A 2002-nucleotide genomic window follows, 5' to 3' on the forward strand; every position below is an offset into this window, starting at 1 on the left:
AGTCGGGTAGACCGGGCGATTGCTCGTCCCGGCCCCCCTCAGATCCGGGCGTGCGCAATTAACGCACCCGGCTCCTCAATCATCAGGTTCGCTGAAGGACTCAGCATTGCTGCACAATCCTCACCGGAGTTAGTGGCAGGGCATCCAGTAGCTTGCAGGCTTTGTCCCACGGGATATGGCCCTTCTGTGAGCGGCGACTCAGCCACTTCACCCAGATCCACGACACTCGGAACCGGAATGTCTGTAGGGCTCTCATGTTGCCACGAATACCGTAGTAGGCTGCATGCCCCTGCACTTTCCTGCATAGCTCCCGATGTTGGTCACGCAGTGGACGGTGTCGGTTATGGCGACACCAATGTGCGATCCGTTTGAGCCCGCGACTGAACCTGTCCTTCGCCGTCTTCCGCTGAATAATCAAGCTGCCCCGGCGTGACTTCCCCCAGTAGTGGGTGAAACCCAGGAAGTCGAAGGTCTCGGCGCGTTGCCCCGGGCGCGGCCGGAACCGCACCAGCCGGGTCTTGGTGGGGTGCAGGGTCAGCCCGTAGCGCGCGAAGCGCTTGGGCAGTACCTCTAACACCTTGCGGGCGTCGGCTTCGTTGCTGAAGGCGAGCACGGCATCATCGGCGAAACGCACCTCGAACGCCTGACTTTTCAGTCGTGGCTTAACATCTTGTTCGAACCACTCGTCCAGCACGTAGTGGAGGTAAACGTTCGCCAATAAAGGGGAAATCACGCCCCCTTGCGGACTGCCTAGCTCACCCTTCTGCCACTGCCCGGCCTCCAGTACCCCGGCCTTGAGCCACTTGCCGATCAGGCGCAGGATCACACCGTCCTTCACTCGTTGCTGCAGAAACGCTCGCAGGTGCCGGTGGTCGATCGTGTCGAAGAAGGCCTTGATGTCCAGGTCGATGACCCAACCACCGCCCATCCTCGACAATTCATCCCATACCGTCTTGATCGCCTGGTGCGCCGAGCGCCTTGGCCGGAAGCCATATGAGCACTCCAGGAAGTCATGCTCGTAGAGAGGCTCCAGCAGGGCGACCACGGCACGCTGCAGGACCTTGTCTTCGAAGGTGGGGACGCCGATCGGTCGTGTGGCACGCCCGTCTCCCTTGGGGATATGGACACGCCGCACCGGCGGCGCCCGGTAGCGACCGCTCTTGGCCGCTTCCAGCAGGCGCTGGATGTTGGCCTCGAAGTCACGCGCGAAGTCGTCCGCCGTCTGGCCATCGATCCCGACGGCACCGTCACGGCGCGTCATCAGGTAGGCCGTCTTTAGCCACTGGGCGTCGATATGGTGCGCCAGTGACGTGAAGGCACGCTGCGGGAAGCGCTCTGCCAGCGCTGCTATCCGCACTTGTTTCGTGGACATGACCTCAGGTTCCTGTGTACCTGTCATGTGTCCCTCGTGCAGTTCTGATGATTGATTGCCCCTTCCCTCCAGCGGGTCCCGTCGAGTAGGTTCCCCGCCTTCTTCGGTACTATGGGCAACTCCGACTCCCGCCCTTCCGTCCGACTGGCTCCTTGTGATCGCCTGGCCGTACCCCCTGAGTGCCTGTGGTTCGCTTCCGGTACCGTCAGGCACGACAGCACCGAACCGGGAGCTTTCGGGACAGGTGGCTCCTGCACCTGATTTTTCACCTTTCGGGGGAGAAAGGCGGGCCTCCCAGGTTCCTGGGAAACCCCTGTGTGAGCATGCCCTGCTCTCTGACACCGGTGGCTCCTTTCCGCCAAGCCATTTCAGCGGGTCGGTGTTGCCTTCCACGTCGGGCAGAATGTCGGCAGCCACGATTCCAACATTTCGGTGCTCTATCACACGGCCTGCTCACTCACTGTCTACGCTTCACAGCGCCGGTTGCCCGATGCTGCGCAAGACTCGCTACCGGCTGGCGGCTACCCTTGGCCGGGTGGGACTTGCACCCACTGGGTTTCAATTCGCTGTTTAGGCCACGCCTCCCTGTGTGGCTCCCCCAGCGACCAGGCTTTGCCTGGCGCACACCCG

Annotated in this window: 1 protein-coding gene; it reads right to left on the bottom strand. The window is 62.1% G+C overall.

Annotated elements, in window-relative coordinates; translation table 11 throughout:
* Nucleotides 1-100: 100 nt before the first annotated feature.
* Complete coding sequence (ltrA, locus tag DER72_RS15925; RefSeq protein WP_211620819.1) at nucleotides 101-1372, bottom strand: group II intron reverse transcriptase/maturase; 1272 nt, start codon at nucleotides 1370-1372, stop codon at nucleotides 101-103.
* Between the last annotated feature and the right edge of the window lie 630 nt (nucleotides 1373-2002).

Origin of the sequence: Halomonas sp. A11-A, assembly GCF_003182195.1 — a bacterium.
GTDB lineage: Bacteria > Pseudomonadota > Gammaproteobacteria > Pseudomonadales > Halomonadaceae > Halomonas > Halomonas alkalicola.

Bases quoted from the DNA above. Each gene is read 5' to 3' on its own strand.
- ltrA (WP_211620819.1), bottom strand. From the start codon at position 1,372: ATGTCCACGAAACAAGTGCGGATAGCAGCGCTGGCAGAGCGCTTCCCG.